The organism is Pseudomonas rhodesiae, assembly GCF_007858255.1.
In the GTDB taxonomy this organism is placed as follows: domain Bacteria; phylum Pseudomonadota; class Gammaproteobacteria; order Pseudomonadales; family Pseudomonadaceae; genus Aquipseudomonas; species Aquipseudomonas rhodesiae.
Genome location: NZ_VFEU01000012.1, coordinates 127213 through 152568 on the forward strand (window position 1 = coordinate 127213; position 25356 = coordinate 152568).

The following is a 25356-nucleotide window of genomic DNA, read 5'->3' on the forward strand; positions in this document are numbered from 1 at the left end:
CGCCAGGCCGTCTTGCGGCCTGTGGTATGAGCGTTTCAGGGGATGGATATTTGCAGCGTCTGCATCAATTCATCGGCCTCGGAACCTGGAGTAAACCTGAAGCCCTCCATTTCCTCGGTCGCCAGTATTTCCCCAAGGGCTGCCAGCAATTGCGTTTCGTTAGGCGACTCACTCAGTAATTTATGCGCCGGCAACAGCACTTCAGCGCAGACATCCTGGACCGTTGCGGCATTGATCACAGCGAAGAGCATAAAGCGCAGGCGTATTTCGCGATCAGTAGGCCAGACCGTTTTTCGCTTACCCAAGGTAGGGCCTCGTTTTTTCAGAAAAGTCCGAGGCTATTGCCGAGGCAGAAGTGTTTCAAGCACCGCCATGCAAGATAGGCTGTTTCCTACGGAGGAAAGGGAAGCAACGCACCCGCCGGGACGAAAACGGCGATCACTGCACCGGTAGAAAATTCATCAGCAGCAGACTTTGCGCATAATTCAGGCCGATGCGCCGATAGCGCTCATCGAGCATTTGCGTGAGCAGGTCCAAGCGCGCCACTATTTTGCCGAACTCGACCGCAAAACTGAGGTTGCTGCCCTCCTCCGATATTTCGTTGGAAAACAGCAGTAGCACACCGTTCGCATCCTGGCGCTGGCTGAGCAGCCAGGTGGCTTTCTCGATATTGCGCGCCGCGTTGCTGACGAACTGCGGGTTGATCGAATCGGTCAAGTAGAACTCGGTACGCCCGCCATGGGCGGTCACGATCATACTGCCGATGGCATAGATAAACGCACCGACGCGGTCGCCCTTGAACTCTGGGCTCAACGAATAACTCAACGCCGCCAGGTCCCGACGTTCACCCAAGGCCGCCAGCGGCCGACGTTGCTCAATGGCCTGGCGAATCTCCCGCTGCGCGCTCACCGCATCCGGGTAACCCGACTGCCGCCACTGGTTGGGGTTACGCAAATACAGCTTGCTCATCAGTAAATACAGGCTTTGCAGATTGTCACGCATACCCAGGGTGGCCATACGGTCGACGCTGGTCTGAAAGAATTCATCGGGCTTGCCATTGCTGAACTGCTTGGCGATATCACGGCCCTGCTGCTGGGTGCAACCGGAGGCCGCCAGCACGATACAAGCCATCGCTGGTAGCGACAGCCGGCGCATTCGATTAAAGATTGAAACAGTTAACCTGCGATCCATTGGCACCCGATTTGACGACTCTGCCCACGCAGGAAGTCGGCATGGGTCGGACACAGATAGATCGGAAAAATGACGAAAAGTGCAGCGCAGGTCTACAGTTGTCGTAACGGGAACGTGCTGCCCCCGTGGACAATTCATTACACGACCTATACTGAATACGGACAACGACTTGTTTAACCGGAACCTTACCGTGAGGGTCAGGGCAATGAGACATCCTATTCGTGCTCAAATGTTTGCACAGATGATTTGCCTACTGTCGGTGGCTCAGCTTTTTTGTTGATCGCGCAGTAATGCCCGTGCGAACCGCCACTGCGATTTCATCGGCAGCGCCATTGAGCGGAAAAAGCGTCGCTGACGGATGAGTACGGCGACGCGGGCAATGGTTCGGCCAATCAACAGGCACTAGGCGCAATGCCGCTCTTGTTAAAGTCCTTCAAGGGTTCCGGTTTCTAGCCCTAAATATCGCGATCGCGATAAGCAGGCTCAGTGGGTGGAGGCGTGACGACGCCGAGGTGTCGGCGACACGCGACATCATGGCTGTGTCTCGTCGCGGTCGCTGTGGGAGAATGCTGCGGGTGGGCGCGAAATACCGACCAGCCACATCTTGGCAAAGACCCGGCAAAAACCCTCACAGCCGGTGGCATCTGCATTGAAATTGCAGGGCGACGAAGACGTCGTGCACTTGGATCGGCTGGGGATGGTTGACCGTTTTCAACAGAATCGACTAGAAGCAGCCATTCGCGGCTATGTTCAGACCACTTTGCACGTCAACCACGCCCCCCAGAAAAGGCTGCTGAAGAAACGGGTAGCGTCTCCAAATCCGGCTTCATACAAGAGTTTTTGAACCGCCGCCTCGGAATGTAGTGAGTCTGTTCATCATTGTATTAGCCCCTCTTGCCAAGATTAGCCTGACACTACCCTATAGTTCGGTAGATTTTCTCAGAAATTTGCCCTGAGAAAACGCCTGCAAGATCGTCTTATGAAAGCGCTCGCAGATCCCGTTGGTTTTGCGCTAATGCTGCTCTCGTCCGGGTGCGCTCGCCGTCATTCATGGCAAGGTAAAAAAGGCGTCGGCGCTTTCGCCTATTGAACACACGAAAATTGGAATCCACGCTTCGCCCACGCAGGAGGCTCAATTGAAGAGCCGATGCCTGACCTGGTTTGGTTCCGATGTCAGTTACTGGCCGGCGGCCGCAGAGAAAGTTTTTCTTTTGTACCGAGACACAAATTCTGGTTTGTCGCTTCCCCTGAAGCTAGTAACTATGGCCGGCCGTGCTTCACAAAAAGTAATTTGGAAAACTCAAAATGTCTGCTTCTCGGATGAATCCGAACATCTTGCGCCTCACACTTGCCCAGGCTTTATCCGGTGCCAACTCAGTGGTGGTGTATGCCACTGGAGCAATCATCGGTAACATGCTTGCGCCAAGTCCGACCTTGGCAACGCTTCCGATCTCAGTATTTGTCATCGGAATGGCTTTGGCCACCTTACCTATAGGCCATATATCCCGCCGCTTCGGTCGTAATTCTGCGTTTGCCGTCGGAAATATCTGTGGTGTTATCGTCGGCCTCCTTGCCGCCTACGCCCTGTATGTCAGTTCGTTCATACTGTTTTGCATCGCTATGCTTTTCGGCGGTGCTTATGCTGCGGTTGTACTGACCTTCCGCTTCGCTGCTGCCGAATGCGTCAATTCAGATGATCGTCCCAAAGCTCTGTCGACCGTACTGGCTGGTGGTGTCGCCGCTGGGGTGTTGGGCCCTCAATTGGTCAGTGCGACCATGGATCTCTCTCCTCATACTTATGCACTGACGTATATAGCGGCCGCTGGTCTTGCTGCGCTGACGGGCTGGATTCTGTGGGGCGTTCGCTTCAGCCCGCAGATAGCGCATAGTGAGGCCCGGCCTTCTGGCTCCCTTGCAGAGGTGCTTCGCCAGCCTCGCTTTGTCATCGCTATGGCATGCGGGGTTGTCAGTTACATGATGATGAACTTCATGATGACATCCGCTCCATTGGCGATGGAACTGTGTGGAATTGCCAGAGTGCATTCGAACACCGGCATCGAACTACATGTAATCGCCATGTACGCGCCAAGCTTTTTTACAGGCAGGTTGATCAGCCGTTTTGGGGCTCCATTGATCATCCAATTAGGGCTAGCGCTGATAGGCATGGCTGCACTGGTTGGGATGCTAGGGATGAGCGTTAGCCATTTTTGGCTTGCACTGGTATTGCTTGGCGTTGGCTGGAACTTTGGTTTTCTCGGGGCCTCTGCCTTGGTGCTGACCTGTCACACCTCAGAAGACGGGCCGCGCGTACAAGCGATCAACGACTTCGTCGTATTCGGCACTATGGTTTTCGGTTCATTTTTATCTGGCGGATTGCTCGACGCCTATGGCTGGACGACCGTCTCCGGTCTAATTCTGGTTCCAGTGCTGCTGGCTATGTTCGGGCTCCTTTGGCTACAGCGTCGCCCATCTAAAGCAGGCGTCCAGCCTCAAACTTAACGGGTCGGCTCGGCACTGGCCTGCTTGCAGCCAGAAGGTCAATACCATGTGGTTCAGCCTGTTAGGTAGTAAAGCACTTCGGGGCGAGCGCCGTCTTCAAGCGGCTAACTATCGGTAGCCGCTCCGAATGTCAGCGCCTTTACTTCGACGCTGCCTCCTCGAATAGCCAGTCTCGAAAAGCGGACAGTTTTGGCAAACTCGAGCACTCTGCTCGATACACGACGTAATAAGCCAATGGCGACATGCATGATATCTCCGGGAACAAACGCACTAAACGTCCTGCGGCGAGGTCATCGGCTGCCATCACGCTTCGAGCCAGGGCTACACCGTGACCGTCGATTGCAGCCTGTAGAACCGCCGCTGAGTTGTTGATTTGCATGCCGCGTGTCGCAGTGTTGGTGATGCCAGCCGTCTGCAGCCACATGTCCCAAGATGGAAAGCCAGTATGCCTATCCATCGACAAATCATGAATCAAGGTCTCGCTTGCCAGATCGCTTGGCTTTTGCAAACGCCAATGTTCGCTAAGCAGTCTTGGTGAACATACAGGGTAGACCTCTTCGCCCATCAGCTTATCTGCCACCAGGCCTGGCCAACTACCTGCGCCGTATCGCACCCCGATATCAATACGCTGAGCGAGGAAGTCCACGGGCTTTAGGTTGGTATCAAGTCTTACATCAGTATCAGGTCGAGCGTTGTGAAAGTGCTCAATCCTTGGCAGCAGCCACTTGGCAGCAAATGCAGGACTTATCGCCACGGTGAGTACGCCTGAAGGGGATGCCTCCTGAAGTCTCTCCATGCCGAGAACCAACCTGTCGAAGCCGGCCCGAATATCCGGCAGCGCACGCTCAGCAGTTTCAGTAGGTATTAACCGCACGCGTCCACTGCTACTGCGCAGAAACAGTGGTGCACCCAGCCAATCCTCCAAGGTGCGTACGAGCTGTCCGACTGCGGCGGGTGTGACATTCAACTCCGCCGCTGCCGCTGAAAAGCTTTGATGGCGGGCGCTGGCTTCAAAGGCGCGTAGGGCATTCAGGTGAACGGGCGATTTCATATCGGTAAAGAATTTCTTTCAAAAAGGAACACTTTATCTCGTTTGTCGGCGTATGCAAATCAGAGAAGAATCCATCCCATATCGAAGCCGGAGCAAAGTCCCTGCTCAGGAGTGCGAAGTTGCTGACGCAATGATTCTGTCAGAAAAAGCGCATCCATCGATGAAGCGGAAAATGGACGCCACGGGGCTACGTGCAGTTAGCGCAAGGGCATGAGCTGGATGCTCCGAGATATTTTTTCTTTTACTGAGCCCTGTCGTCGACAGGCGTAAATCGAGGTTTTCAAAATGAGCATTGAATTCAAAGGCAAAAAACTGTTGGTCGTCGGTGGCACCAGCGGCATGGGTCTGGAATCGGCACGCATGGTGCTGGCTGGCGGTGGTAGCGCTGTAATTGTAGGCAACCGCCCGGATAAGACCGAAGCGGCGCGCCAGGAGCTGGCGAAATTGGGTCAGGTATGGGCGGTGACTGCTGACCTATCCAGCAGCGAGGGTTTGAATGCATTGCTCAAAGCCATTGATGAGCAGCATGCAGATGTCGATCTGCTGGTGAACGCGGCTGGCGTTTTCTTCCCTAAACCATTTCTGGAACACGAGGGTGCAGATTACGACCAGTACATGAAGCTGAACAAAGCGTTCTTCTTCATCACTCAGAAAGTAGCCGCCAATCTTGTCGCCAAGAGCAAGCCAGGTGCGATCGTCAACATCGGTTCGATGTGGGCCAAACAAGCCATTGCGGCCACTCCGTCGTCGGCCTATTCGATGGCCAAGGCCGGTCTGCACTCGCTGACCCAACATCTGGCGATGGAATTGGCTCCCAAGCAAATTCGCGTCAATGCGGTCTCCCCTGCGGTCGTACAAACCCCGATCTACGAAGGCTTTATTCCTAAAGCTGAAGTTCATAGCGCACTGCAAGGTTTCAACAGTTTTCACCCAATCGGTCGTGTCGGCACTCCACAGGACGTAGCCGAAGTCGTCTCCTTCCTGCTTTCAGATAAAGCAGGCTGGGTCACTGGCGCGATTTGGGATGTCGATGGCGGCGTGATGGCTGGCCGCAACTGATACACCTCGGGCAGGCACTCGTGCCTGCCTACATTGCTGCACCACCTGGTAAGGAGAAATGCATATGGTCTATCTGCAAATCAACCTCAAGATTGCCGCTGCCAAACGTCCTGAAGCCGCCGGCATCTACCAGACGTACAAGGCGCCCTTCCTCGAAACCATCAAGGGTGCGCAGTCCAAAGAGCTGCTTGTACGCGATGAGGATGTGCAAGTGCTGCATGGCTTTGACACCACAGAAAACGCACGCGCATACCTGCAAAGCGAGCTGTTCACGGCGGACGTCGTCGAAGCTCTGAAACCACTGCTCGATGCCGCGCCAGATGTGCGCATTTACCTAGCCGCCTAAGCCGCGTTACAAGCGCAGCACGGCGACGCATGCCCAAATTTTCAAGAGGAATACCGTCATGATGCAAGACTGGAACGCTTACCGTGAAACCCTTCTGGAACGCGTAGGCGATTACGCAAAACAGAGCCCCGACGTTATGCGCGGCCTGATGACTATCGACAACGCTGCCGCCAAGACCGGTCATTTGGAAGCCAAGTTTCATGAAATGATCGCCCTCGCTGTGGCCGTTACCACGCGCTGCGATGGATGCATCTCTGTGCATACTAAAAAGGCTGTCGAAGCCGGCGCAACGCTGGAAGAAATCTCCGAAGCATTGGGTGTTGCAATCGCCCTCAATGCCGGTGCTGCGCTCACCTACTCGGCGCGTGTCATCGAGACATACCAACAGCTCCCGAAAGCATAAGTCGCAGTGACAGGTGCCCGCTTCCCTAGGGCACCTGTCAGCGCGTTATTTGGAAAGTCGTCATGCTGATCAACTCAGATTTCTCACGCCGCGCATTCGTGGCGTCCCACAAGTATGAATGGGTCTCTTCACCTCAAAGTGGTGTAGAGCGCGTGATGCTGGATCGCGTCGGCGCAGAAAAAGCTCGTGCAACCAGCATAGTGCGGTATGCACCCGATTCGTACTTCCCACACCACATGCACCCAGGCGGTGAGGAAATTCTTGTGTTGGCCGGTACTTTTTCTGAGGACGACGAAGATTATCCCGCTGGCTGGTATCTGCGTAACCCACCCGGCTCTGGACACCGCCCCTCCAGCTGTGAGGGCGCGACTATCTTCGTCAAACTTCAGCAAATGCGCGACGACGAAGCCCAACACGTGCGGATTGACACCAGCGACCCAAACAATTGGCTCCGTCACGGTGATCGTGACATCTGCCCCTTGTTCTCAGACCAATCTGAGGAAGTCTGTTTAATTCGACTGCCAGCATCTGAAGCGCTCCTCTCAACGCCCGTACAAGGCGCGGAGTTGTTGGTGCTGGAAGGTGAAGTGGTTGTGAGTGAGCGCTCTTTTACCTCCGGTAGCTGGGTGCGCACACCCGCTGGAGAAATCCCCCCAATTACCGCCGGCGAACAGGGTGCCACCGTCTATCTCAAGACAGGCCATCTGGCCGACCTGACGGCAGAGGTCTAAATGCGACACGTACGCACTGTCATCGTCGGAGCAGGTTTGAGCGGCCTGTATGCCGCTTACCTACTCGAACGTCAGGGCCGCCAGGATTACATCCTTCTAGAGGCGCGTGACGTGCTCGGAGGCCGAATCGCATCAGTCAGAGCGCCCCACGACCGGGCGTCGACAAATACCTTTGATCGATTTGATTTAGGGCCCACTTGGTTCTGGCCCGACTTCCAGATTGAACTGCATCAACTGATTGTGCAGCTAGGCCTGGAATACTTCGAGCAGTTCGACACTGGCGACATGATGATGGAACGCGCGTCGAGTGATTCGCCGGCACGCATGCGTGGCTATGCCAGCTCACCGGCCTCTATCCGCTTGAAAGGCGGTATGTCGGCACTCATTGACGCACTGAGCCGAACGCTGGACTCAAAACGAACGCTTACGGATCAGACCGTTCTCTCGATTCGTGCCACACCGGCCTCTGTCGAGGTTGATAGCACAGACTCTGCCGGAAACCTCACGACTTGGTGCGCAGAGCAGGTCTTGCTGGCGATGCCTCCGCGTCTGGTGGAGCGAAACATCAAGTTTGAGCCAGCATTGCCAACCGAGTTGGCTCGACAGTGGCGAGACACGGCCACCTGGATGGCGCCTCATGCCAAATACCTTGCGATCTACGACAAACCATTCTGGCGTGAGCAGGGGCTGTCCGGTGCCGCGCGGAGTGCGCGTGGCCCATTAGGCGAAATACACGATGCGTCCATGCCTGATGGTAGCGCGGCGCTATTTGGCTTCTTCGGTGTACCGGCGTACGTCCGTAAAGCGGTCCCCGAGGATGTGCTGCGCGAACACTGCCGTGCACAACTCGTACGTCTCTTTGGATCACAGGCAGCGGAACCACGCGCTGACTTCATCAAGGACTGGGCGCAGGATCCTTTGACCGCTACCGAAGCTGATCTTGGCTCGGCTGGCCATCCCACAAACACTCCCCAAGCTGCGGCGAGTTCAGGGATTTGGAAGGGGCGACTCACCGGCATCGCCAGTGAATGGTCACCACAGTTCCCTGGATACGTCGCCGGCGCCATTGAGGCCACGTCGCTGGCAATTCGGGCCTTATCGCCATTGCCGGACTAAACGAATACTTCCCGGTTCGTTGAGGATGAGAACATGCCAGATCAACGTTTTGACTTTCACGGAGCACTTGGAACAGTGCTGTCTGGACGAATTGAGCGTCCACAGACCACACCTCGTGGCTGGGCTATTTTTGCCCATTGTTTCACTTGTGGAAAAGAAAGCCTCGCGGCAGCGCGGATTGCACGAGCCCTTGCACTGAACGGGATTGGTGTACTGCGTTTTGACTTCGCAGGACTCGGGGGTAGCGAAGGAGAATTCGCTGACTCAACTTTCGCCAGTGATGTGGGTGATCTCATCGCCGCAGGCCGCGCCATGACAGAAGCAGGCCATCCACCTTCATTACTGATCGGTCACAGTTTGGGTGGAGCGGCAGCGTTGAGCGCCGCCGCCGAAATGCCCTCCGTGCAAGCAGTGGCAACCATCGGTGCTCCTGCCGATGTGAAACATATCCTTCATCAGTTCGACAATGACGCTCTCGCGCAGATCGAGACAGAGGGCGAAGCGCAACTTCTACTGGGTGGTCGCCCTTTCACAGTACGCAAATCATTCGTAGACGACGCTCGACAGCAGAATCTCGAAGAGCGCATTGCCCAGATGGGCAAGCCGTTGTTGGTCTTGCATGCTCCTGGCGACAACGTGGTCGGAATCAACAACGCTTCTAGGATCTTCCTCGCGGCGCGCCACCCGAAGAGTTTTGTTTCGCTGGACGATGCCAACCATCTGTTAACACGCCGGGCTGACTCGGACTATGCAGCATCAGTAATCGCTGCTTGGGCCGCCCGCTACCTGCCCAAATTGGTCGATGACATCGCCGATATCTCTACGGGCGAAGGTGTAACTGCAGAGGAGACAGGAGCGGGATTGTTCCAGCTCAGATTGAGCACCGGCGCTCACCATTTGCTCGCGGATGAACCGAAATCCGTGGGAGGGCTCGCAAGCGGACTGTCACCCTATGAGCTCGTTTCTGCAGGTTTGGCGGCATGTACGGTTATGACCATGCGCATGTATGCCCGCCGCAAAGGAATTCCGCTCCAACGTGCCAGTGCCCACGTCACACACGCCAAGCGAAACGACCAGTCACCTGCGGATCTTTTCACTCGTTCGATCACTTTGAACGGGCCTCTTGACGATGAGCAGCGCCGAAAGCTTCTGGCCATCGCCGATAGATGCCCCGTCGATATGACGCTCGTTCGCGGTTCAGATGTCAGCACTTCTCTAGTTGAGAGCGACGCTTTAGTGGATGACGAAGAGCCCCTCATTAAACCGATCTCCTGAGGAACTGAACATGAGACTACGAGGCAAAACTGCTTTGATCACTGGCGCAACCAGTGGCATTGGGCTGGCGACTGCACAGCTGTTTGTCGAAGAAGGAGCCCGGGTGGTCATTACTGGCCGAAACGCAGAACGTCTTAAACGGGTTGGAGCAGAACTGGGCGGCGCAGTGACAACGATTCAGGCCGATGTACGCAGCCTCAATGATATGCAACGCATGGCTCGAAAAGTTGCCGAGACGTTTGGTGAAGGTGGTTTGGACATTTTCTTCGGCAATGCTGGCGTGGCGTTCTCCACACCCCTGCTCACTACCGAAGAGGCTCGCTTTGACGAGCTTATGGCCGTCAACGTCAAAGGTCTGTTCTTCTCCATGCAAGCCATTACACCTGTACTGCGTGACGGCGCCTCCGTTGTACTCAATTCCGCCTGGCTAAATGCGGTCGGCATGGGTGGTTTCTCTGCCTTGGCCGCGACCAAGTCAGCCGTACGCTCATTTGCTCGTTCGTGGTCATGCGAATTAATGGATCGAAAAATTCGCGTCAACGCCGTAAGCCCTGGTGCAGTAGACACGCCAATCTTCGAATTGGAAGGTGCCACGCCTGAACAATTGGCCGAGACAAAGCGGCAAATGGCGCTTCGAATTCCTGCTCGCCGGTTAGGGGATCCACACGAGATTGCCCAAGCCGTCCTGTTTCTTGCCAGTGATGAGTCGCGCTACATGTTGGGTGCGGAGATTGTTGTTGACGGGGGCTTCGCCCAGCTTTGAATCGATGAAGCGCTGAACCCACTCACGTCAAATCTGACCTAACCATAGGACACAAGACCATGAAAAATACTTACCAAGCAATGCAAGTGACCCGGCCTGGAGTCCTCGAAATGGTGGATCGCCCGATACCTACTCCATGTACCGGAGAGGTATTGATTGAAGTCGAAGCGTGCGGCATCTGTGGTGCCGACATAAGCGACATCGAAGGTGCAGATCCAGCACTACAACCACCACGGGTACCCGGTCATGAGGTGGTTGGCCGTATAAAGGCGCTCGGCGCTCACACCTCTTCCATCTGGAAGATTGGCCAACGCGTAGGGGTGGGCCGACTCGGCGGACACTGTAACGAGTGCCCCCAATGCCGTCAGGGCAACTTTCAACTTTGCCCTAACCAACATTTCGTTGGTGCTACCTGTGACGGTGGCTATGCCGAGCTGATGATCGCTCGCAGCAGCGGACTGGTGTCGATCCCCGACGAGCTCGACGCAGTGGAGGCCGCCCCGCTCCTCTGCGCAGGTATAGCGACCTTCAATGCCCTAAAAAAATGTGGTGCCAACGCGGGTGACACCGTGGCCATTCTTGGTATAGGAGGCCTCGGACACATGGCGCTCCAGTATGCGCGCCGCATGGGGTTTAGAGTCATCGCCGTGGGCCGAGGTCAAGACATTGCAGATGATGCGCTGGCATTGGGGGCGCATCTTTATATCGACACCAATAACGAAGATGCTGCAGCAACGCTCAACAGCTTGGGCGGTGCTCAGGCCATCGTCAGCACCGTTGGTCATCCCGACGCGGTGTCTGCGGTGATGGGCGGATTGGCACCTCAAGGAAGATTGATTCTGCTTGGAGCACACAAGTCACCCCTGCCCGTGTCGTCTGGACAGTTAGTCGTCGGCGAACGCAGTGTGTGGGGATCCCTCACAGGCACACCCTACGAAAATGAGCGCACCTTGGATTTCAGCGTGCTCACGGATGTACGTCCGAGAATCGAGGTCATGCCACTCGAACAAGCCAATGAGGCCTTTCAGAAGTTGAAGTCTGGTGAAGCCAAATTCCGGATTGTGTTGACTGTCGCAGGTGAAAGTGAGGCACAGAATGGTTTGCCCTAAGCGTCATCGCTCTCGTGCGCTAACACCTAGCGCACATTGTCGCACTTGCGATTGCATTGAAATCGGTGATGGAGATTCAGAATGACGTTCAAGAGCTCAGGCCAGAGCACTGACACAGCGGCTAGCAACGCATCAGTCGCGCCTTTTATCGTTCTGATGACGAGCCTTGCAATGATTGCGTTCGCAGCCAACTCATTGCTCACCAGGGCAGCTTTTCAAACGACCGACATCGATGCGGCTTCATTCAGTGGCATCCGAGTGATATCGGGCGCACTGACATTACTGATAATTTTTCTGGCTCAGGGCGGAAAAATCAAACAGCTCAAAGCGCAGTGGTGGGCCGCAGTCTTCCTGTTCACATATGTCGCCGCCTTTTCCTTCGCCTACCGTGACATCAGTACCGGCGCAGGCGCATTGATACTCTTTGCATCTGCACAAGTCCTTATGATTTCTTATGGGCTCCGGAGGGGGGAACGCACAAGCATCTTCGGGCTGTTCGTTGCTCTCGGCGGAATGGTCGCTTTTCTCGCGCCATCCGCATCGGCACCACCTGCGTATGCTGCCGCGTTGATGGCGGTTGCAGGAATCGCGTGGGGCGCTTTCTCAGTGGCGGGAAAGGCTAACGAGCCTCCACTCGTCAAGACTGCGAGCAGTTTTCTTGGGGCAATTCCCTTTGCTGTTGTGCTCGTGCTTTACCAACACGATCATCTGCGTGTCGATACTGCCGGGGCGTGGTATGCAGTGATTGCTGGCGGTTTAACGTCAGCCGTTGGATACGCGATCTGGTATTGGGCACGGGTTCGAATGACCACTATTACTGCCGGGGCCGTTCAGCTTTCAGTTCCCATCTTGAGCATGGTATTTGGCGTTCTCATCCTCAGCGAGGACATCACAATGCTCAGCGGCATTTCGGCCTTAGTGACATTGAGCGGTGTCGCGTGGGTCTCATTGACCACCAAGCAAAAGAAACTCTGACGACGCACCGATACGGGTGTTCCCCCTTCTTTCAAAAGTCGGTGACGGTGATTAGGCATGCCCAGCCATCGGAGGTAGCTGGACACCGTTCATCAGCGAAGATTGATCAATCCGTCAATACAGGTAACGGCTTCGCCTCCGACCTTGATGACCTCATCGCTCACTTCGAGATTGATGAAACCCGCGCGGCCCAAAATTTGACCCTGACTGGCTCGAAATTGACTGCCAAATGCTTCGGCCTGCCCGGTATGTCGGATAAAAGCCGCCATGGCTCCGTTTCCACTGCCGCAAACGGGATCTTCGCTAACACCGCAAGCTGGAGCAAAAGCGCGTATTTCTACATCTGCAGTGCCGTCAACCGGGTACTTGCCGAACACAATTACCCCAGTTGCTCTATCGCGTAGATTGCTTACCTTCATACTCTGCAAATCAGGCTTATTCGCAATCACCTGCTGAGCACTGGCGAGCTGGACGACAACCCAACGTGCACCGACGTCAACAAGAACAGGTGGATACTCACGTGATATGGATGTGCCCAAACAGGCCTCCAATTCATCAATGCGTTGAGCATCAAATGGCTCGAACTTCGGATGGGGGAGCTCAAACGAGATTAACTGCTTTCCGGCCTCGTCAATGGTGACATCAAGCCGCACCAATCCAGCACCGCACTCTTGAACTACGACGCCGTCGGTGGGAACGATGGCGCCGGCCTCTATAAGAGCGTGTGCGGTGCCGATAGTTGGATGGCCCGCGAACGGGAGCTCTGATCCAGGCGTGAAAATACGAACGCGATAATCGGCCTGCTCTTGAGTTTTCGGTAATACGAAAGTGGTTTCGGAAAGATTCGTCCAATTGGCAATCTGCTGCATCTCGGCGTCCGACAGCCCCTTCGCATCGAGAACGACTGCCACAGGGTTACCTTTGTATCGCTCGAAAGTGAACACATCAACTTGCTTAAAACTGACGCTGTGCATGATTGGTCGTCCAATAGGGTTGAGAGTCACTGAATTTTAGTTTCTTACCCTTTTTGGATACAGCTACAGTCTGCACATTGATTTATGAGTACAATTCGAAGCCCATCATGTGCATGTATTTTAGATATCCTGCTAGGTACCGCAAATAGCACCGAAGAGTCGAATTATTCTATCTGCGAGAAGCAATTTGCCCGGCGCTCCCGTCATGTCTGTCAGCTCAAAGCTCGATTCATTTAGCTCGTTCAACACATAGTGGATCTCTTAGGGAACCCACGACCTCATCGTACAGTGTATCTACGGCACGAGATCCCTTTGAGTCCCGGCTCCGCATCAGCACGACTTCAATTACTGGAAGCTCGGGTAAACCTTGCCGCGCATCCAGCATCTTTAGAGTGGGTGGAAGGCTGCACCGCGTAAGCACAGCAACTGCCATTCCGCTTTGAGCAGCAGCAATCTGCCCGCCGACATTAGGACTGTTGTAGACAACTCGATACTCACGTTGCTGAGCCTCAAGCGCTGCCAGTATCTCGGTACGCAACCGTCCGCCTAATTCATGCACTGCAATCGGTAGCGGGCTGCGCTTCCAGATCTCGTGCTGTTCAGCGGCGGCCCACACCAAGGCCTCCCTGAAGAGCAACTCACCACGTGAAGGCGCATCACGGGTTACCAGCGCCAAATCGATCTCACCCCGATCAACCTTTGCCAGCAGCGCTGTGGACTCTTCACATACCAAAGTGACCTCGACCTCACCGAAGCGCGCAGCAAAGTGTCTGAGCACTGGCACCAGATACGGCACTGCATAGTCGTCAGGAACGCCAAGAGACACTCGCCCTGAAAGAGCCCCACCATGCATAGCAAGCACCAGCGTCGAGTGAGACGCCAGCAACCTACGCGCATGGCCCAGCAGATCGAAGCCAGCGGGCGTCAGAGACAGTTGCCTAGGCTCGCGGTTGAGCAACGGGCGACCGATACTATCTTCTAGCTTCTTCAGTTGCATGCTGACAGCTGACTGCGAGCGCGATACCTGTCGCGCTGCCGCCGTCATGGAACCGGTATCAACCACAGCCACGAAGGTTCGTAGCCAGTCAATCTGCAAATCCTTGGAGTGCATCACTAAACCTTAGCCATTCGAAACTCGAATGGCGATTATAAAACTTATTCGCTTTTCTTGGATCGCTCAGCGCCCCCAAAATGACGCCTGAATAGAGGTACAACCTAATCCGGTGAGGTGGAATGGTGTTAAGTGTCGATGCAAGCTCAGTAGAGTTGGATAAATACGAAATATGGAGCGGCTTCAAACAGCTCTTGCCGATCTCCATGTTCGTTGTGGTCTTTGCGATTGCCTTCGGGCTTGCTGCCGCGCAGACAGGGCTGAGCGAAGCGTCAACTCTTCTAATGAGTATTCTGGTATTCGCAGGCGCAGCACAATTTGCCGTGCTTGACCTTTGGGGTCAGCACGTCCCGGTAATACCGTTGGTGATTACGGTATTCGCGATCAATGCCCGCCATCTGTTGATGGGAGCAACCCTTTACCCCTGGTTACGCGAACTACCACGCGCCAAGCGTTACGGCGTGATGATGGTGGTTTCCGATGCTAACTGGGCGATGTCGATGCAGGCGTTCAACAGCGGCAAGCGAGGCATGGGACTGCTGTTTGGGGGCGGTCTTGCGCTGTGGTCGGCTTGGTCGCTTGGCAGTTGGCTGGGGCTGAAGTTTGGAAGCGTCATTCAGAACCCAGTGAGTCTGGGCCTCGACATGGTGATGGGCTGTTTTCTTCTCGCGATGGTGCTCGGAGGTCAAAAAAACCTGCGTATGTTGGTCATCTGGAGTGTGGCAGCCGTAGCGTCCTTATTGGCCTATTTATATTTGCCTGAAAACAGTCACGTTGTTACTGGAGCATTGGCGGGTGGTTTGCTGGGCGCAGTGTGGACGGAGAAAAAGAATGAGCATTGAAATATCAGGGTTCGGCACGCTGTACATCATTCTGATCATGGCAATTGTCACACTCGCGACCCGATGGGGTGGCGTATTCGTAATGTCATTTGTGCCCATCAATTACAGAGTTCAGCAGTTCATTAGTGCGATGTCCGGCTCCGTGCTTGTAGCAGTGCTGACACCGATGGCAATAACGGGTGATAACGGTGCGCGACTTGCCTTACTAACGACCGCAATCGTGATGCTGACTTTGCGAAAATCACTTCCAGCGATTGCAGCTGGAATCTTGATGGCAGCATTGTTCAGACTGCTTTAAGTTGTTTTTTAATATCCTAGCAATCCGCGGAAGCTCCGTGCGTCAGCGCTGAAGAATTGGTTCGGCGTCGACGGACAGTTTAAAGTCAAGCGGCGCGCTTTTGCCTGGCTCAGCGCGCTTTTTGAGACGGCCCGCCACTGCGTGTTTGCCGCTCAGATTTCGCGCGGGTTAATCGATTGACTGGCGACGATGCAGTCTCTGCAGGCGAAACCGACAAAATTCGTGCTCAAGTACCGCGGGCGGAAGCTGCAATGGCAGCAGCGCAAACTCAACTCACCCAGCGAATGTTTGACTTAGAGTGGGCGACTGTTCGTGCTCCGATCTCGGGTCGCATTTCTGATCGGCGGGTGGATAGTGGGAACCTGGTCACTGGTGGGCCCGGGGTGGCGGCAACACTCCTCACGACAATTAATGTGGTTGATCCGATCTACTTTTCGTTCGATGCGTCTGAGGCGCTCTTCCTCAAATCCAGGCGCGCGTAAGAGCAAAGCGGCGCATCTACGCGCGTTCAGGTGCGCTTACACGATGAGCTGACGTATCCGTGGAATGGCAGTCTCGACTTCACCGACAACGGATTAAACCCGCGATCGGGAACCATCCGGGGGTCGAGCGACCATCGCAAACCCTCAAGGTTTTCTTGCGCCCGGCATGTTCGGAAACATGCGACTTGCGAACAGTGGTAGCCCTTGTGCCGATTCTCTTGCTATGGCAGGCGCACAAGCAAGTTGTGCACTATTAACCTGTTCCTGTCCTTGATACGTAACGCGCCTCGACTATCCAACTTCGCCTAGTTTGCTTTATGCATCGGCAGTCTCCGCTCCGTCTTGCAGTGGCCTTCATTCATGGTCAACAGAAGAATGGCGATGCCGTTGTGCACAGTGACAGTTACGTACTCTCCACCGGACGCGATCCATTAAAAGTCCTTGTCTCAATGCCCTTGGTCTTCCGAACAGCCGAGAACAGTCCCCCCAGGAGAGCAAACGCAACGCCTATCCCCAGTGCAATGTATGGCCCGCGATCAGGCGAAATGTTGTACGCAAACGATACCAGCACAGCACCAAAGGACTGGCCGAGCAATCTCGACAGCGCAACAATCGCGCTAGCACTGCCGCTGCGCTCCAACGGTGCGCTGGAGATCATCATCTTCAGGTTCGGCGCCTGGTACAGACCGAAGCCGGCACCACAAATCATCATTCGCCAGGCGATATCGAGGAACACGACTTTTTCGGGCAGGAAACATAGCGTGAACATCCCGGTCGCCAGGATAAGTAATCCTGCGGTGCACAGTGTGCCGGGGTTAAATCGATCAGAGAGCATGCCACTGATAATCGCCATACACGCCACGACCGCCGGCCAGGGCGTAATGAGCATGCCTGTCATGAACGGTGTGGCGGACAAGAACGTATGGAAAAAGAATGGTAATGCAATGAATGCTACGCCTTGAGTCACGAATGCACAGATCGACGTCAGCGAGGAGAAAGCGAAATTCCGCTGCTTGAACAGATCAATCGCCAGCATAGGTGCGGCATGTTTGCGTTGATGGTACGACAGGAGAGCAAAGCAAAAGAACGCGCCCAGCAATTTGAATAGTGCTACAGCCGAAACGCCGCCCCGTGCAAAGGCAACCAAGCTAAGAATCAGCAAGATAAACATGGCACAGCACAACACTCCGCCAATTAAGTCGAATCGACCTTTCGAGCCAGAAGTGACCGGGATATAGCGCCGTGACAGATAAAGGCAGTAGATCCCAACGGGGACATTCACCAGGAACAGACAATGCCAATTGCTCACAGCAAGGATGCCCGCCGCAACAGTAGGGCCTGCGGTGAAAGAAAGACCGACGACCAACGCGTAGATCCCCATACCGCGACCAAGCTGATCGGCCGGATAGCAGCGCTTGATCAATGCCGTCACCACGCTTCCAACGGCCGCACCGCCGATCCCTTGTAGGCATCTAGCAACGATCAACCAGGGGAGATCCGTGAAAACGCCTGCGACAAGCGAAGACACGGTGAAAAGAGCCAAGCCGTAGAAAAACATGCGCTTGTGGCCGACGATTTCACCCAGCGAGGCGAATGGAAGCAGCAGCCCGATGACGGAGATTTGGTACGCGGTCACAAGCCAAATAGCTGTGCTCGCCGTTACACCCAACGCTTCCGAAATAGTCGGTAGCGCCGTGTTGATCAGAGATAGATCAAGCGTGACCATGGTTGCCGCAATGCATAGAGCCAACATGGCAAGGGTACTGCTGCGTTCCATCTTTGGCTCTAATTGAATCGAGCTGGAACCCATATCGCTATTAGACATCTGTCAGCCTTCAGGTAAATAACTTATCATTGATTCAGCTATGCTCTATGTTGTTATTTTGTGTATTATTAAAACTTATACGCCGCACCACAACTCTATTTTTGTATATCGCCATTCAGCAGATAAATAGTCCATTTAAGGAATAGCATGAAACAGACTAATGTCGTTCTCATCCCAGGATTTATGCTCAATGAAAATCTCTGGGGTGACATTATTCCTTTGCTACCCAATCAATTAACCATCCATCACGCTCCGTTGGTAGGTAATTCAATAGCGGAAATGGCACTTGATGCTCTTAGTAGAGCGCCAAAACAATTCATACTGTGTGGTTTCTCAATGGGCGGCTACGTCGCTAGAGAAATCGTCCGTCTGGCACCTGAACGCGTCATAGGGCTAATTATCGTTGCAAGCTCTAGCCGCTCCGAGAGCCCAGAGCAAGCCGCCCAAAAGAAAGCAAGCGTGGCGCAGATCCTGAATCGCGAGTTTGTCGGGCTCAGCCGCTCTGTCATTGCCAAGGGGTTGAGTCCGGGTAATCGGACAGACCAACGCCTCGTCGGGCGTATCCAGACAATGAGCAAGACGTTGGGCAAGGAAGCCTTCATCGCACAGTCTCAAGTCATTCGGCATGATGAACTCCACCTCTTAAGCAGCATAAAAACTCCAACACTGGTGATCGCGGCCGAGCTTGATGAACTGCGAAGTGTCGAAGAGTCCAAAGAAATAGTGGAGCACCTTCAGAACTCTAAGCTTGTATGCATTTCCGATAGCGGGCACATGATCCCACTCGAACAACCGGTTATTCTGGCAAAAACTATAACTGACTGGTGCAGCGAGCTTATTGATCAATCGCCGGTTTGAATGTGGGTAGCCAGTCAGCACAATTTACTCACTACAACACTGCTTGATCTGTTCCCTCAACCAAGAATGCGCAGCAGTATTTTTGTTGCGCTTATGCCAGTACAGATCCCAACTGAAGGAAGGCATGCTCAACGGCAACTCCTTGATGACAAGCGCCTTATCAACGAAGGTACTTGCCAGCCTTTCAGATATGACAGAAATCATGTCTGTTTCACAAAGGATGGCAGGTAAGGATAGCCAGTGAGGAATCGTTAACGTAATTCGCCTAGAGACCTGCTGCTCTGCCAGCACATTGTCCACGAACCGGACATCATGCTGACTCACCGCAACGTGTAGATGGTCGGCCTTCAGAAACTCCTGCATAGACAGCTCAGCGCCGGACAATTTATGTCCGTCACGCATCACACACACGAGCCTGTCCATAAACAATGGCTCGCTCACGATGTTCGAGGTGTGCTTGAGCTGAGTACTGATTGCGAAATCTAACTGGTCGCTTTCCATCCGGGCAAGGGTCTGATCAATGGGGATGTGCGTGATATCCATCCGCATACCGGGTGCTTGCCTGGAAAGAAGCCCGGAAAGCGTGGGCAATACCAAATAGGTGATCAGATCAGACATACGCCCAGTGAAATGATCATCGCTTGAGGCTGGATCGAACAACACTTCTGACGTCATTAATCTCTCGGCTTCACGCAAGATCCTGGTAACACCGACACTTAGCTCGATGGCTCGAGCCGTTGGCTCCATGCAGCCGCCAACCCGAATAAACAGATCATCCTTGAACAACAGTCGTAGTCGAGACAGCGCACTACTCATGGCGGGTTGGCTCATCGGTACTTTGAGCGCAGCGCGCGTGACATGCCGCTCCTTCATCAAGGTATCGAAGATGACCAGGAGATTGAGATCTACCGCTCGCAAGTTCATAGCCCCCTCCAATCACTCATTCAGGAGAAATAGCCGTCCAGGAAAAGCACGAAGCGTTTCCAGACCAGGACAGATTATTTACGCGATTACTTTTGCGCAGCGCGACGCAGCACGACGCAGCGCTTGCCACAACATAACGCCTCCAGACCTCGCCTGCGGCAGGCGAACAACGAGCGCTCACTCAACGGATGCAACGGCACTCAAGTGATCAAATGCCGCCTTGGCGACGCACACCGAGATTACCTCTAGCGCAGTCGTTAGCTGGAGTATATCTGGATAGGAGGGAGCGATACGAAGCTGATAGTCGCGTTCATCGATTCCGTACGGGAAACAAGACCCAGGCGTCGCAAATTTAACGCCTGCCTGGGCGGCCAGTTCGACGACCCGCTTTGCAGTCCCCGGTAGCACCTCAAGGCTGACGAAGTATCCGCCACGCGGCCGAGTCCATTGCGCCACACCAAACGTTCCGAGCCTTCGATTGAACACCTCATGAACGCGCTCGAATTTCGGCAGCAGCAACTGTCGATGCTGCTCCATGAGCTCTTTGATTTTTTCTGGCGACCGCAAGAAACGAACCTGTCTGAGCTGGTTCACTTTGTCAGGGCCAACACTTCGGAGTGCTGCAGCTTTCAGCCACCAGGCAGTATTGTCTTTAGAGCCGGCAAGCTCCGCTATGCCGGCCCCCGGCAACGTCATTTTCGAAGTCGAGGCGAAGATCAGCGGACGATTCGAGTGGCCGTGCCGAACGGCTTGCGTGTAGATATTCTCCAGCGAGTCATCTACTTCAACCAAGGGATGAACGACGTAGGCGTTATCCCAGAAGATGCGAAAGTCCCTGGCAGCCGCTGGCATGGATGCCAAGGTCTCGACAACAGCTTTCGAATACGTGGTGCTGGTCGGGTTGCTGTACTTCGGCACGCACCAGATTCCTTTGATGCTGCTGTCGCTGACGACCAGCCGCTTTACCAACTCCATGTCAGGCCCATCGTCGAGCATTGGCACCGAGATCATCCGGATACCAAAGTCCTCACACATAGCAAAATGCCTGTCATATCCTGGAACCACACAGATGAATGAGATGCCACCGGGTTCTTGTGACCAGGCGCGCGGGCTGTCTGGCGTACCGTAGCGCCATGCTTGAGCCAAGCATTCATACATGAGTGCCAGGCTGGAATTGCCCCCGACAACGATTTGATCCTCTGGAACTCCCACCAAGGTGGAGAACAGACGCCGGGCCTCCAGGAGCCCCTGCTGCCCCCCGTAATTCCGGCTATCAGTACCGTCTTCACTCAGATAATCGTTGCCAAGTGGAACATCCAGAAGTGCCATCGACAGATCGATCTGCTGAGGTGACGGAATGCCTCTTGCCATGTCGATCCTCAAATCCATTTTGGAGTACCGCAAATACTCAGTATCAGCATCGGACTTCAGGCGATTTAGATCGTCATGAGCAATTTTCAAAGCAAACTCCACCACTTTCGTCGGGAATAATACAAAAAGACAGGCCAATTCTTACGTCCGCAAGCCAGCTGCGGTTCGCTTGAGCATGGGAGAGCTCGATCACTTCTAGGAAGCTAACCATCATCGTAGAAGTCTCATTTCCAACCCGAACCTGACGCTCCTGGTTGGCCGCTCAATCCACTGATGACAATTGCTGCCGGACACAAAGCATCGCGCGACCTCGTTGGGAAGCGACACTTACCGGCTTATGAGTTGCGCCCAATATCACCGCCAGATAAAAGTCTATCCAATGGATATTTTGTATACCGCTATTGATGAAACAAATAGTTCGCTGCGATGCCCGCTGCTCGTAAGAGTCAACGACGTCGTTGCAGGCCGAGGCCAAGCGGATTTAGGTGAATAATCGAGAGGATCTCCCCATGCAGCTTTGCTGCACCAAGGTCTTGAAGTCTAATTTCTACTTGCCCCTTCCCCCCTGAGCAACAATTTCGCTCTCACCAAACTGATATATGAAAATTTCAAATCCGTTCCAGCCGGCAGCCCCATCATTTGCCAAACGGATTGCGCCATACCTAAAAACGATTTGATTGATAATTCTTGGTCTGTGAAAGTCGAGAGACGGGCCGCCTGATTCGCCCTGCCAAAACTATGCGAGATCCTATTTAGTTTCATAACTAGAAGAGCCAACTTCGCATGATTATTATGTTCAGATGGCGAAGATTTGGTGCAGCCCGATACTTGTTCATTTGAAGTTTAGAACCACCAAAATAAGATTAATATTTCGAAGGATAGCCCGAATGCAAGCTGAATATCTGCATCATCGTTCTACCGTACACACGCTTCCAGAAAAACGTCAGAATGCGCAAACTGCGGTCGACAACTTGAAGAATTGGCATTCAGCTGTTCATGAAGTTACACAATGGCCAGGATATGAAGTCTTGCCATTGTGGTCGCTGGACAATCAAGCGAAGAAATTAGGCTTTGGTAAGATTTTCTATAAAGACGAAAGCCAACGCTTTGGGCGCAAGCTGGGCAGCTTCAAGGCTCTTGGGGCCCCTTACACCGTCTTCATGCTGCTGGCAGACGCCGTTGAGAAGGTCACCGGCGCCCGCCCAACTGCGGCCCAATTGCGCGCTGGCGAGTTCAAGCACATCACCGAACGCGTCACCGTCTGCGTCGCAACGGATGGTAACCAAGGTCGAGGTTTGGCCCATGCAGCCGCCACGTTCCATTGCCGTTGCGTGGTTTACATCCATGGCCATGTCAGCCCTGGCCGCAAAGAGGCAATGGAAACCTATGGCGCCATCGTGATCCGCATTGACGGTGAGTACGAAGCCTCCGTCAAGCGCGCTAAAGAAGATGGGCGTATGAACGGCTGGCACTTTGTCAGCAGCACATCATGGACGGATTTCCAAGATCCGCTCCCTCGTCATGTCATGAACGCCTACATGGTGATGGTGGAAGAAGCCATTGCTGCGGTGCCTGACCTCTCCAAAATCACGCACGTGTTCATGCAAGGCGGAGTGGGAAGTATTGCTGCTGCCGTGTTTATGGGTATTGCACTGCGCCTGGGTGAACAGAACCTTCCCCGCTTTGTCATGGTCGAGCCAAGCGAAGCCGATTGCCTTTATCAAAGCGCTTCGACCGGTGTACCAACCCCCTCCTCCGGCACCTTGCATACGATTATGGCGGGCTTGGCCTGTCGCGAGGTTTCGCCGGCAGCATGGAAGCTGCTGGAGTGGCTCTGCACTGACTACGTAGCCATTCCCGATGCCTGGGCCGTTGATGCCATGAAGGCGCTCGCCGACGGCAACAATGACACTCCAATTGTTTGCGGTGAGTCAGCTGCCGGTGGTTACGCAACCGTGCTCAAGGCAGCATCTGACCCAGAGCTGAAAGCCAAGCTCGGTCTGGACGAGAACAGCCAAATCCTGCTCTTTGGATGTGAAGGTGCGACCGATCCGGAAATCTACCAGAAGCTGGTAGGCGTTTCCGCCACGGAAGTGTTTGAACGCCAAAAGCAGTCCGCTCTGTGAGGCGATGAGTTTACGCAAGCGACGTTACTATTGAGCATCAGATTGAAGGTTACCCATGCAATCGAATGAACGCGATATCAAGCTAGCAGAGCTGGCGTCTACCTTTGGCTTGGATATCCAAGAAAATCCAGTGTCTGGCGGCCTGTATGAGCCGGTGACCATCGACGGAAAGTCACTGTACCTCAGTGGCCAGATACCAAAGGTTGGCGACGCGGTGGTTCACTCCGGCAAGGTTGGACAAGATGTGTCCATGGACGATGCTAAGAACGCCGCAGCCCTTTGTGCCCTGCGTGCCGCAATCGTACTCAAGCACTCGCTTGGCTCGCTCGCTGCCGTAGAAAAGATCCTACGGATAAACGTATTCGTTCAAGGCGTTGACGGTTTTTCCCAGCAAACCCAAGTAGCGGATGGTGCGTCGGAGCTATTGCACAACCTGTTTGGTGAGGTGGCCGGTCATGCACGTACCGCCGTCGGCGTCGCAGGGCTCCCAAGAAATGCAGCAGTAGAACTGGACATGATTGCTGTCAGAAAGCGGTAGCTGACTCCCAATAAAAAAACGCAGGGGCGGCGGTTACGTGAATCGACTTAAGGAAGCCAGTAGTTGCCTTTGGCGCGTCACGATATTCGCCCTCCCAGCCCAGCCTAATTGAGCCAACGGCAACCCGGTGAAACCCGTGCAAACAAATACTCAGTCTGAATTCATCTCACCAGATGACCTACGCGCAATGTTTTCCCAACAGATGTCTGATATGTACAAGGCCGAGGTGTTGCAATACTCAACCCTCCTAAGCATTGTCGAGGACGTCAACGAGAATACGCTCAGTCAAAACGATGAACTGCACGCCGCATTGAGTCGAACAAATGATCTCGATCGGCTAACCCAGGAATATCACGGAGCAATCAGGCTCGGCACCGCCCAGGAACTCGCTACCATGCGACGGATGTTCCGCATATTGGGCATGTTGCCGGTCGACTACTACGATCTAAGCGTCGCCGGCGTGCCAGTACATGCGACCGCATTCCGCCCCGTCTCGAACGAATCGCTGGCAAAGAACCCGTTCCGAATTTTCACTTCTCTCCTGCGCCTGGAACTGATCGACAATCTGGAACTGCGTGCCACAGCTGAACGGATTCTGTCCGGTAGAAATATTTTCACGAGTAACGCAATTGAGTTACTTGAACTTGCTGAACAACAAGGTGGCCTATCGGCCGTAGCCGGATCTGAGTTCGTTTCCGAGCTGATTGAAACGTTCAGGTGGCACAGCGAGGCCACCGTAGATGCAGAGACCTTTGACCGTCTACAGGATGCTCATCGCCTGGTGGCTGACGTGGTGTGCTTCCGTGGGCCCCATATCAATCATCTCACACCTAGAACACTGGATATCGATCAAGCCCAGGCAGAGATGCCTAAGCGGGGCGTGCAAGCGAAGCAGCTAATCGAAGGGCCACCTCGGCGCAATTTCCCCATCCTTCTCCGCCAGACGAGCTTCAAGGCGCTCGAAGAACGTATTCGCTTCGTAGGAGCAGACTGCGACGGTGCACACACTGCCCGTTTTGGCGAGATTGAACAGCGAGGTGCCGCCCTAACACCCAAGGGTATGGCGCTCTATGACGAACTGCTTAGCGAAGCTCGCCGCGCGATCGGAGCAGAAGCTGTCTCTTACGAAAGCAACCTAAAGGCAGTTTTTAAAAAATTCCCCGATAGCCTCGAAGACATGCGGATCCAGGAACTGGCGTATTTTAAATATTCCGCTGGCCCGGAATACCAACCTGAGCATGCCCAGCTGTTCCCACTGGAAGATTTACTCAGCAAAGGGTTGATACTTGCAGACCCGATCATTTACGAAGATTTCCTTCCTGTCAGTGCGGCCGGAATCTTCCAGTCCAACCTTGGTGGCACTGTAGTGGTCTAATGAAACCGGACACCCATTTAGGCGAGAATGCTCGCCAGATCGAGGTGCCAGATGACCAAACAACGCCGTTCCTTTTCCGCTGAATTCAAACGCGAGGCTGCTGACCTCGTGCTC

Annotated in this window: 25 protein-coding genes and 2 pseudogenes; 17 read left to right on the forward strand and 10 right to left on the reverse strand. The window is 54.2% G+C overall.

Translation table 11 applies throughout. The annotated features are described in order from the left end of the window. Nucleotides 1-35 precede the first annotated feature (35 nt). The 4 genes and pseudogenes from FIV35_RS18620 to FIV35_RS30340 all read right to left on the reverse strand — a co-directional run. Nucleotides 36-305, reverse strand: a complete 270-nt coding sequence (locus FIV35_RS18620) for a hypothetical protein (protein WP_034138523.1) — start codon at nucleotides 303-305, stop codon at nucleotides 36-38. Between the two features lie 133 nt (nucleotides 306-438). After that, nucleotides 439-1191 carry a hypothetical protein gene (locus tag FIV35_RS18625; RefSeq protein ID WP_034138524.1) on the reverse strand — a complete coding sequence of 251 codons (753 nt, stop codon included), beginning with the start codon at nucleotides 1189-1191 and terminating at the stop codon, nucleotides 439-441. Nucleotides 1192-1941: 750 nt separating this feature from the next. Next, a pseudogene (locus FIV35_RS29930) lies at nucleotides 1942-2061 on the reverse strand (SAM-dependent methyltransferase); the annotation flags it as partial. Between the two features lie 64 nt (nucleotides 2062-2125). Next, nucleotides 2126-2252: pseudogene (locus FIV35_RS30340) on the reverse strand (IS481 family transposase); the annotation flags it as partial. Between the two features lie 244 nt (nucleotides 2253-2496). Between FIV35_RS30340 and FIV35_RS18640 the strand changes: the two are divergent. Then, nucleotides 2497-3690 (forward strand): MFS transporter, encoded by a 1194-nt coding sequence (locus FIV35_RS18640; RefSeq protein WP_034138525.1) that lies wholly within the window; start codon nucleotides 2497-2499, stop codon nucleotides 3688-3690. 139 nt (nucleotides 3691-3829) lie between these two features. Here the strand turns inward: FIV35_RS18640 and gcvA are convergent, their stop codons facing one another. Further along, nucleotides 3830-4741, reverse strand: a complete 912-nt coding sequence (gcvA, locus tag FIV35_RS18645) for a transcriptional regulator GcvA (RefSeq protein WP_034138526.1) — start codon at nucleotides 4739-4741, stop codon at nucleotides 3830-3832. A 285-nt stretch (nucleotides 4742-5026) separates the two neighbouring features. Here gcvA and FIV35_RS18650 point away from each other — a divergent pair, with 285 nt between their 5' ends. The 9 genes from FIV35_RS18650 (at nucleotide 5027) to FIV35_RS18690 (ending at nucleotide 12518) form a co-directional block, all read left to right on the forward strand. Beyond that, nucleotides 5027-5800 carry an SDR family NAD(P)-dependent oxidoreductase gene (locus FIV35_RS18650; protein WP_034138527.1) on the forward strand — a complete coding sequence of 258 codons (774 nt, stop codon included), beginning with the start codon at nucleotides 5027-5029 and terminating at the stop codon, nucleotides 5798-5800. Between the two features lie 64 nt (nucleotides 5801-5864). Next, nucleotides 5865-6146, forward strand: coding sequence for a hypothetical protein (locus FIV35_RS18655; RefSeq protein WP_034138528.1), 282 nt, complete (start codon nucleotides 5865-5867; stop codon nucleotides 6144-6146). A gap of 61 nt (nucleotides 6147-6207) precedes the next feature. Then, nucleotides 6208-6549, forward strand: coding sequence for a carboxymuconolactone decarboxylase family protein (locus tag FIV35_RS18660; RefSeq protein WP_219855171.1), 342 nt, complete (start codon nucleotides 6208-6210; stop codon nucleotides 6547-6549). Between the two features lie 62 nt (nucleotides 6550-6611). After that, nucleotides 6612-7280 carry a cupin domain-containing protein gene (locus FIV35_RS18665; RefSeq protein ID WP_034138530.1) on the forward strand — a complete coding sequence of 223 codons (669 nt, stop codon included), beginning with the start codon at nucleotides 6612-6614 and terminating at the stop codon, nucleotides 7278-7280. Beyond that, nucleotides 7281-8396: a flavin monoamine oxidase family protein gene (locus FIV35_RS18670; RefSeq protein ID WP_034138531.1), complete on the forward strand. Its 1116-nt coding sequence runs from the start codon at nucleotides 7281-7283 to the stop codon at nucleotides 8394-8396. Between the two features lie 33 nt (nucleotides 8397-8429). Continuing rightward, complete coding sequence (locus FIV35_RS18675; protein ID WP_052198972.1) at nucleotides 8430-9671, forward strand: bifunctional alpha/beta hydrolase/OsmC family protein; 1242 nt, start codon at nucleotides 8430-8432, stop codon at nucleotides 9669-9671. 10 nt (nucleotides 9672-9681) lie between these two features. Continuing rightward, a complete protein-coding gene (locus FIV35_RS18680; protein WP_034138532.1) occupies nucleotides 9682-10434 on the forward strand; it encodes an SDR family oxidoreductase in 753 nt (250 codons plus the stop codon). Between the two features lie 59 nt (nucleotides 10435-10493). Then, nucleotides 10494-11543, forward strand: coding sequence for an alcohol dehydrogenase (locus FIV35_RS18685; protein ID WP_034138533.1), 1050 nt, complete (start codon nucleotides 10494-10496; stop codon nucleotides 11541-11543). Between the two features lie 81 nt (nucleotides 11544-11624). Continuing rightward, nucleotides 11625-12518, forward strand: coding sequence for a DMT family transporter (locus FIV35_RS18690; protein WP_197676680.1), 894 nt, complete (start codon nucleotides 11625-11627; stop codon nucleotides 12516-12518). 92 nt (nucleotides 12519-12610) lie between these two features. On the opposite strand, the gene FIV35_RS18695 is transcribed toward FIV35_RS18690, so the two are convergent. Continuing rightward, complete coding sequence (locus tag FIV35_RS18695) at nucleotides 12611-13492, reverse strand: PhzF family phenazine biosynthesis protein (protein ID WP_034138534.1); 882 nt, start codon at nucleotides 13490-13492, stop codon at nucleotides 12611-12613. Between the two features lie 229 nt (nucleotides 13493-13721). After that, nucleotides 13722-14603, reverse strand: coding sequence for a LysR family transcriptional regulator (locus FIV35_RS18700; RefSeq protein ID WP_034138535.1), 882 nt, complete (start codon nucleotides 14601-14603; stop codon nucleotides 13722-13724). Nucleotides 14604-14725: 122 nt separating this feature from the next. On the opposite strand from FIV35_RS18700, the gene FIV35_RS18705 reads away from it, so the two are divergent. The 3 genes from FIV35_RS18705 (at nucleotide 14726) to FIV35_RS30460 (ending at nucleotide 16225) form a co-directional block, all read left to right on the forward strand. After that, nucleotides 14726-15445: an AzlC family ABC transporter permease gene (locus FIV35_RS18705; protein ID WP_052198973.1), complete on the forward strand. Its 720-nt coding sequence runs from the start codon at nucleotides 14726-14728 to the stop codon at nucleotides 15443-15445. Further along, nucleotides 15435-15743 carry an AzlD family protein gene (locus FIV35_RS18710; RefSeq protein ID WP_034138536.1) on the forward strand — a complete coding sequence of 103 codons (309 nt, stop codon included), beginning with the start codon at nucleotides 15435-15437 and terminating at the stop codon, nucleotides 15741-15743. Before FIV35_RS18705 ends, FIV35_RS18710 begins: the two co-directional genes overlap by 11 nt. 137 nt (nucleotides 15744-15880) lie before the next feature. Next, nucleotides 15881-16225: an efflux RND transporter periplasmic adaptor subunit gene (locus FIV35_RS30460; protein WP_465269831.1), complete on the forward strand. Its 345-nt coding sequence runs from the start codon at nucleotides 15881-15883 to the stop codon at nucleotides 16223-16225. A gap of 403 nt (nucleotides 16226-16628) precedes the next feature. Here FIV35_RS30460 and FIV35_RS18715 read toward each other — a convergent pair whose 3' ends face one another. Continuing rightward, nucleotides 16629-18050: an MFS transporter gene (locus tag FIV35_RS18715; protein ID WP_052198975.1), complete on the reverse strand. Its 1422-nt coding sequence runs from the start codon at nucleotides 18048-18050 to the stop codon at nucleotides 16629-16631. Between the two features lie 147 nt (nucleotides 18051-18197). Between FIV35_RS18715 and FIV35_RS18720 the strand changes: the two genes are divergently transcribed. Further along, nucleotides 18198-18908 carry an alpha/beta fold hydrolase gene (locus tag FIV35_RS18720; RefSeq protein ID WP_034138537.1) on the forward strand — a complete coding sequence of 237 codons (711 nt, stop codon included), beginning with the start codon at nucleotides 18198-18200 and terminating at the stop codon, nucleotides 18906-18908. 24 nt (nucleotides 18909-18932) lie between these two features. Here the strand turns inward: FIV35_RS18720 and FIV35_RS18725 are convergent, their stop codons facing one another. Together FIV35_RS18725 and FIV35_RS18730 are read right to left on the reverse strand one after the other, a co-directional pair. Next, entirely contained in the window at nucleotides 18933-19832 is a 900-nt protein-coding gene (locus FIV35_RS18725; RefSeq protein WP_034138538.1) for a LysR family transcriptional regulator, read from the reverse strand. 177 nt (nucleotides 19833-20009) lie between these two features. Then, the gene (locus FIV35_RS18730) at nucleotides 20010-21293 is read right to left on the reverse strand and encodes an aspartate aminotransferase type Ic (protein WP_034138539.1); all 1284 of its coding nucleotides are present in this window, start codon (nucleotides 21291-21293) and stop codon (nucleotides 20010-20012) included. A 797-nt stretch (nucleotides 21294-22090) separates the two neighbouring features. On the opposite strand from FIV35_RS18730, the gene FIV35_RS18735 reads away from it, so the two are divergent. The 3 genes from FIV35_RS18735 to hglS all read left to right on the forward strand — a co-directional run bounded on the left by FIV35_RS18735 (nucleotide 22091) and on the right by hglS (nucleotide 25242). Next, nucleotides 22091-23329 carry a diaminopropionate ammonia-lyase gene (locus FIV35_RS18735; RefSeq protein ID WP_034138540.1) on the forward strand — a complete coding sequence of 413 codons (1239 nt, stop codon included), beginning with the start codon at nucleotides 22091-22093 and terminating at the stop codon, nucleotides 23327-23329. A gap of 55 nt (nucleotides 23330-23384) precedes the next feature. Continuing rightward, nucleotides 23385-23867: a RidA family protein gene (locus tag FIV35_RS18740; protein ID WP_034138541.1), complete on the forward strand. Its 483-nt coding sequence runs from the start codon at nucleotides 23385-23387 to the stop codon at nucleotides 23865-23867. 136 nt (nucleotides 23868-24003) lie between these two features. After that, on the forward strand, nucleotides 24004-25242 hold the full coding sequence (gene hglS / locus FIV35_RS18745; RefSeq protein ID WP_231980912.1) for a 2-oxoadipate dioxygenase/decarboxylase HglS: 1239 nt from the start codon (nucleotides 24004-24006) through the stop codon (nucleotides 25240-25242). Nucleotides 25243-25356: the final 114 nt, after the last annotated feature.

Bases quoted from the DNA above. Each gene is read 5' to 3' on its own strand.
- FIV35_RS18625 (WP_034138524.1), bottom strand. From the start codon at position 1,191: ATGGATCGCAGGTTAACTGTTTCAATCTTTAATCGAATGCGCCGGCTG.
- FIV35_RS18640 (WP_034138525.1), top strand. From the start codon at position 2,497: ATGTCTGCTTCTCGGATGAATCCGAACATCTTGCGCCTCACACTTGCC.
- gcvA (WP_034138526.1), bottom strand. From the start codon at position 4,741: ATGAAATCGCCCGTTCACCTGAATGCCCTACGCGCCTTTGAAGCCAGC.
- FIV35_RS18650 (WP_034138527.1), top strand. From the start codon at position 5,027: ATGAGCATTGAATTCAAAGGCAAAAAACTGTTGGTCGTCGGTGGCACC.
- FIV35_RS18655 (WP_034138528.1), top strand. From the start codon at position 5,865: ATGGTCTATCTGCAAATCAACCTCAAGATTGCCGCTGCCAAACGTCCT.
- FIV35_RS18660 (WP_219855171.1), top strand. From the start codon at position 6,208: ATGCAAGACTGGAACGCTTACCGTGAAACCCTTCTGGAACGCGTAGGC.
- FIV35_RS18665 (WP_034138530.1), top strand. From the start codon at position 6,612: ATGCTGATCAACTCAGATTTCTCACGCCGCGCATTCGTGGCGTCCCAC.
- FIV35_RS18670 (WP_034138531.1), top strand. From the start codon at position 7,281: ATGCGACACGTACGCACTGTCATCGTCGGAGCAGGTTTGAGCGGCCTG.
- FIV35_RS18675 (WP_052198972.1), top strand. From the start codon at position 8,430: ATGCCAGATCAACGTTTTGACTTTCACGGAGCACTTGGAACAGTGCTG.
- FIV35_RS18680 (WP_034138532.1), top strand. From the start codon at position 9,682: ATGAGACTACGAGGCAAAACTGCTTTGATCACTGGCGCAACCAGTGGC.
- FIV35_RS18685 (WP_034138533.1), top strand. From the start codon at position 10,494: ATGAAAAATACTTACCAAGCAATGCAAGTGACCCGGCCTGGAGTCCTC.
- FIV35_RS18690 (WP_197676680.1), top strand. From the start codon at position 11,625: ATGACGTTCAAGAGCTCAGGCCAGAGCACTGACACAGCGGCTAGCAAC.
- FIV35_RS18695 (WP_034138534.1), bottom strand. From the start codon at position 13,492: ATGCACAGCGTCAGTTTTAAGCAAGTTGATGTGTTCACTTTCGAGCGA.
- FIV35_RS18700 (WP_034138535.1), bottom strand. From the start codon at position 14,603: ATGCACTCCAAGGATTTGCAGATTGACTGGCTACGAACCTTCGTGGCT.
- FIV35_RS18705 (WP_052198973.1), top strand. From the start codon at position 14,726: ATGGTGTTAAGTGTCGATGCAAGCTCAGTAGAGTTGGATAAATACGAA.
- FIV35_RS18710 (WP_034138536.1), top strand. From the start codon at position 15,435: ATGAGCATTGAAATATCAGGGTTCGGCACGCTGTACATCATTCTGATC.
- FIV35_RS18715 (WP_052198975.1), bottom strand. From the start codon at position 18,050: ATGTCTAATAGCGATATGGGTTCCAGCTCGATTCAATTAGAGCCAAAG.
- FIV35_RS18720 (WP_034138537.1), top strand. From the start codon at position 18,198: ATGAAACAGACTAATGTCGTTCTCATCCCAGGATTTATGCTCAATGAA.
- FIV35_RS18725 (WP_034138538.1), bottom strand. From the start codon at position 19,832: ATGAACTTGCGAGCGGTAGATCTCAATCTCCTGGTCATCTTCGATACC.
- FIV35_RS18735 (WP_034138540.1), top strand. From the start codon at position 22,091: ATGCAAGCTGAATATCTGCATCATCGTTCTACCGTACACACGCTTCCA.
- FIV35_RS18740 (WP_034138541.1), top strand. From the start codon at position 23,385: ATGCAATCGAATGAACGCGATATCAAGCTAGCAGAGCTGGCGTCTACC.